General features: G+C 61.8%; 5 protein-coding genes and 1 pseudogene. All 6 read right to left on the bottom strand.

The window, feature by feature from the left end:
- Positions 1–147 (bottom strand): annotated as a pseudogene (locus tag AACS18_RS23280) (tRNA (adenosine(37)-N6)-dimethylallyltransferase MiaA); the annotation flags it as partial.
- Positions 137–2,008, bottom strand: coding sequence for a DNA mismatch repair endonuclease MutL (mutL, locus tag AACS18_RS08835; protein ID WP_108612200.1), 1,872 nt, complete (start codon positions 2,006–2,008; stop codon positions 137–139). The gene mutL and the pseudogene AACS18_RS23280, both read right to left, overlap by 11 nt.
- A gap of 3 nt (positions 2,009–2,011) precedes the next feature.
- A complete protein-coding gene (locus AACS18_RS08830) occupies positions 2,012–2,191 on the bottom strand; it encodes a hypothetical protein (RefSeq protein ID WP_108612189.1) in 180 nt (59 codons plus the stop codon).
- A gap of 16 nt (positions 2,192–2,207) precedes the next feature.
- The gene (locus AACS18_RS08825; protein WP_234881594.1) at positions 2,208–3,896 is read right to left on the bottom strand and encodes an N-acetylmuramoyl-L-alanine amidase; all 1,689 of its coding nucleotides are present in this window, start codon (positions 3,894–3,896) and stop codon (positions 2,208–2,210) included.
- A 23-nt stretch (positions 3,897–3,919) separates the two neighbouring features.
- A complete protein-coding gene (gene tsaE / locus AACS18_RS08820; RefSeq protein ID WP_005339056.1) occupies positions 3,920–4,393 on the bottom strand; it encodes a tRNA (adenosine(37)-N6)-threonylcarbamoyltransferase complex ATPase subunit type 1 TsaE in 474 nt (157 codons plus the stop codon).
- A gap of 10 nt (positions 4,394–4,403) precedes the next feature.
- Positions 4,404–5,144 (bottom strand): NAD(P)H-hydrate dehydratase (locus AACS18_RS08815; protein ID WP_108612187.1); only part of this gene is annotated, 741 nt, incomplete at its 5' end.

The following is a 5,144-nucleotide window of genomic DNA, read 5'->3' as shown; positions in this document are numbered from 1 at the left end:
GCCTACATCCATGCCGCGATAGATTAGCGCTGAATCGACGCTGATGATGTCGCAGGGCAGCGCCTGGCACAGTTCAATGGCGAGATCCGTCTTGCCGGAGGCCGTCGGCCCCATCAGAAAAATTGCGGTCGGCAAGTCACTCGCCATGTTCAAACTCCTCCAGCACGGTCGCCAATGAAAGCGGGCGTACCATGCGAATATCTGTCAGTTGGTCAGCGTGAGCGGCCACAAGTTCCGTCAGCAGACGACTGGCAGTTGAAAAATCGTATATCTTCTCGCGGCTTATCCCCTGCTCCACCAGCCATTGGCATAATACTTCAGCCTGCTGACCAGCATCACTGTCAGATCCGCCCTCGATAATTTGCAGCAATTCGGGTAACAGACGCACCAGATCGGTCTGGCGCAGCAGAGCCGGCACCCGAGTCAGGATCATGGTGTCGCGCCCCCCGCTTTTCAACTCCAGCCCCATCCGTTTCAGCAAACGTTCCTGCTCGGTCACCAGCGCGATCAAATTCTTCGGCAGCTTGAAGGAGACCGGCAGCAACAGTGGCTGGGCCGCCAGTCCCTGGCCCCAGGTCTCCAGCAGCCAGTGGCGCAGCAGCACCCGCTCGGCGCGCACCAGCGAGAGCAGCGCCAGCTGATTATCCCGCTCGATCAACAGGTAGGCCTGATACACCAGTGTCAGGGCGCGACATCCCCCCTGTTTGGGTGACGGCACCGTGTCGGTGGACTGTGCGGGAGCAGCCTCAGTCGCAGTTGCGATAGGCAGCGTGGTGAGCAAAGCGCCCATGCCGCGCATCGCCTCCCGGCTTGGGGGCTCGGGCGGTTGATAATTGCTGGCTCGGCCAGCCCCACCGCCCCCCTCCCGCACCTGTGCAGGTGCCCGGTAGCTGTGCTCGGCTCCGTACCATTCGGGACGTAGCGCCTGACCGGGATATTCAATCTGCGGACTGACCGGCAACTCGACCAGAGTTTCGGCCAGCGGAGTGTCCTGATGAGCGGTGTTCACCCCTTCGCGGCGCAGCGCAGTAAACAGCGCCTGAAAGATAAAGTCGTGGATCAGTCGCGCCTGATGGAAGCGCACCTCATGCTTGGCCGGGTGAACGTTGACATCCACCTGACGGGGATCCAGCTCGATATAGAGCACATAGGCGGCGAAGCGGTCGGGAGGCAACAACTCGTCATAGGCCTGACGAATGGCGTGATTGATGAGCTTGTCGCGCATCATCCGGCCGTTGACATAGGTGTATTGCAGGTCGTTTTGCGGTCTTGCCCCCTCCGGAGTCGCCAACCAGCCCCACAGCCGCACATCGCTGTGCTCGCTCTCCACCGCCAGCGCATGGTGCATGAAGGGGGTGCCGCAAACGGCGGCGAGACGTCGCTCCTGCTCCGGCACGGTATTGGCGGCCTTGTACTGGCGCACCACCTTGCCATTGTGGCGCAGGATCAGGGTGGCATCGAAGCGGGAGAGCGCGATGCGGCGCACCAGCTCGTCGATATGAGCAAACTCGGTCTTTTCACTGCGCATGAACTTGCGCCGCGCGGGGGTATTGAAGAAGAGATCCACCACCTCCACCGTGGTGCCCACCGGATGGGCCGCCGGCTTGATGGTGACGCTCATCTCTCGCCCTTCCGCCTGGGCTTGCCAGGCTTCGGACTGCTCGGCGGTACGTGAGGTGAAGGTGAGACGGGAGACCGAGCTGATGGAAGCGAGCGCCTCGCCACGAAAACCGAGGCTGTTGATCCCTTCCAGATCGTCCAGCGTGGCCACCTTGGAGGTGGCGTGACGCGACAGCGCCAGCACCAGCTCGTCTTTGGCGACGCCACCGCCGTTGTCACGGATGCGGATCAGCTTGGCGCCCCCCTTGTCGATGTCGATCTCGACCCGGTCGGCCCCCGCATCCAGGCTGTTTTCCACCAGCTCTTTCACCACAGAAGAGGGCCGCTCCACCACCTCTCCGGCTGCAATCTGGTTGGCCAGAATGGGTGGCAAAATACGGATCGGCATCATTTACTCCTGAATTTCTATCTTGCGGATGGTCAGTCTCTTAAGGCTCCAGGAGGGCCGCTCCACCACCTCTCCACCAACCGGAATCTGGTTGGCAAGGATAGGGGGCAATATACGGATCGGCATCGCTTGCTCCTGAATTTCAATCTTGCTGATGGTATTCGCTAACAACGGGAGCGGCATCGCTCGCTCCCGCGCGTCAGTTTTGCGGAATATAGAGCACCTGCCCTACCTGAATATTCCGCGACTTGAGCTTGTTGATCTCTACCAGCCGTGCCTGGCTCACCCCATGTTTCTCGGCAAGGCGGGAGAGACTCTCCCCCCGCTTGACCACATGGCGGATCATCTGCGACTTGTCGTCACTGCGAACGGGGGCGGCAGCGCGGCTCTGCCCTTGCTGGGGAATATAGATGGTCTGACCAATCTGAATATCCCGGCTGCGCAGCTGGTTGATCTCCACCAGAGTGGACTGACTCACTCCATGCTTCTCGGCAAGGCGGGAGAGGCTCTCACCCCGTTTGACCACATGGCGGAGCATCCGCGATTTGTCATAGTCCCCCACACTGCTGACCGGTGCACCGCTCTCCTGCGCTGCCGCCGAGTAAGGCTTGATCACCCCGGCGCCAGAGCCGCTCCCTGCACCGCCGTCGCGGGCGGTGGCGGGCATCTTGTTGGTCACTACCGGCTGCGACTGTGTCTGCCTGGGCTGGCTCACCGGCTGCCGGGCTACCGGTGCAGGGCGAGTAGCAGCAGGTTGGCTCACTTGCCCCTTGCCGGTCAGCATGGCCCCCTTGGTCGGGTGGGCGCGGTAGTAGTTGCGGATCCCCTCGAAGATGGCGCGAGCCAGCTGGTCCTGATAGCTGGCGGTGGCCAGCAGCTTCTCTTCCGCATGGTTGGAGATAAAACCGGTCTCCACCAGCACCGAGGGTATATCCGGCGCCTTCAGCACCGCCAGACTGGCATGCTCCGGCGCCTTCTTGTGCAGTCGGGCAACCTTGCCCATGGAGCGCAGGATCTGGCGGCTGACGTCATACCCTTCGGCACGGGACTTGTCCATGGAGAGGTCGAGGAAGGTCTGCGCCAGATAGGGGTTGGGATCAGATTCCGCCAACACCTTGCCGACACCGCCCAGCAGCTCGCCCTGCTTCTCCTGCTTCTCCAGCCAGCTACCCATCTCGCGGTTGGCACGGTTGGTCGAGAGGACCCAGACCGAGGCGCCGCGCGGGGTGGAGTTATGAAAACTGTCTGCATGGATAGAGACCAGCAGATCCGCCTTGGCCTTGCGGGCGATCTCGGAGCGCTTGTTGAGGTCGACGAAGTAGTCGCCACGACGGGTCATCACGGCGCGCATCCCCGGCTCACGGTCGATCAGTGACGCCAGCTTCTGGGAGACCGCCAGCGTGACCCGCTTCTCGTAGGTACGACGCGGGCCGATGGAGCCTGGGTCTTCCCCGCCGTGGCCCGGGTCGATGGCAATCACCACCCCCTTGCCCTTGCCACCGACGGGCGTGGATTGCACTGCTGCCGCCGAGCGCTTCTCTTCATAAGGCAGGTCGATGACCAGACGGTGACCATAGGGCCCGGCTGGCGCCAGCGGAAAGACCACCGGCTTGATGGCGGAGCTGAGATCCATCACCAGCCGCAGACCGCCCTTCTCCAGCGGTGTGCTCTGGCGGATCTTGCGCACCAGTTCGCTGTTGTTCTCGATCCGCGCCAGATTGGCGGCGTTGTTCGCCCCTTTCAGATCGATTACCAGCCGATCCGGGCCCGTGAGGGTGAAGTAGTTGTAATTGGGGGCGCTGCTCATATCGAGCACCACCCGGGTGTTATCCGGTGATGGCCAGATTCGTACGCTCTTGAGCTGATTCGCCCAGGAGGGTAACGCCATCAAAGAGAGAGCAATAACAAGGATCAAGCGCACGTAGATGACAACCGTTCCAGAATGGCTTCGCCAATAGCAGTGCGAGCCTCTATCAGAACCTCGCGCTGCTCGCCTACATAGGTGAGGGTAATTTCCAGGTCGGGAGCCGGTAACCAGCCCTCGCCCTTCTCGGACCACTCCACCAGACAGAGAGTGTTGGCGGCAAAATAGTCCCGAATGCCCATGAATTCCAGCTCTTCCGGATCAGCCAGGCGATAGAGATCAAAATGGTAGACCTGCCAGCCATCGAGCTCATAGGGTTCGACCAGAGTGTAAGTCGGGCTTTTTACCTTGCCCTGATGGCCAAGGCCCTGCACCCAGCCGCGGGTCAGGGTGGTTTTACCGGCGCCAAGCGTGCCATGCAAAAACACAGTGGTCGCCTGCTGGCAGGCCTGTGCCAGACGGCCACCCAGTGCCACGGTTGCTGCCTCGTCCGGCAGTGTCATCATCAACTGTTTTGCCATGTTCTTCTTTTTAACTTGTAATGGTGTCGGGATTAACCAGTTTGCGGATCAGCGGCAGCAGATCTGACGCCAGCATGCCCCGCTCGCCATCGGCGGCGGCCAAGTCGGCAGCCTCGCCGTGGATCACGGCGCCCAGCCAGCTTGCCATGGTGGCAGACCAGCCCTGGGCCAAAAGGGCGGCGATTATACCAGATAACAGATCGCCCATGCCGCCACTTGCCATGCCGGGATTACCTTCACAACAGAGAGCGACCCGCTCGCCGTCATAAATAAGTGTTCCCGCCCCTTTTAACAACACCACACCGCCATAGCGCCGCTGCAACGCCTGCACGGCGGCAAACCGGTCGGTTTCAATCTCGGCAATGGAGCATCCCAGCAGGCGCGCTGCTTCGCCGGGATGGGGCGTGAGCACCCAATTATCCTGATGGCGGGGAGATTGCGCCAGCCAATTCAATCCATCGGCGTCCAAAACCAGTGGCAGCCGGTCGGTGAGATAACGGGCGATTTGCGCGCTTCCCCACTCATCCTGACCGAGCCCGGGGCCAATGACCCGCACCGACGCCCACCCCTCGTCATCAGCGCTGGTGAGACTCATCAGTTCGGGTTGATAGAGGCTGACCGACGGATGATCCGGATGCTGACACACCCGCACCAGCCCGGCCCCCGCCCGTAGGCAGGCGCGGGCCGCCAGCACGATGGCCCCCTGCATCCCGCGATTGCCCCCCACCAGCAGTACCTTGCCATAAGAGCC

The sequence above is a fragment of the Aeromonas sp. HMWF015 genome, from assembly GCF_963878965.1.
Classification (GTDB): Bacteria; Pseudomonadota; Gammaproteobacteria; order Enterobacterales; family Aeromonadaceae; genus Aeromonas; species Aeromonas veronii.
The sequence above is the reverse complement of the archived record's forward strand: the minus strand, read 5'-3'. Positions and strand labels throughout refer to the sequence as shown.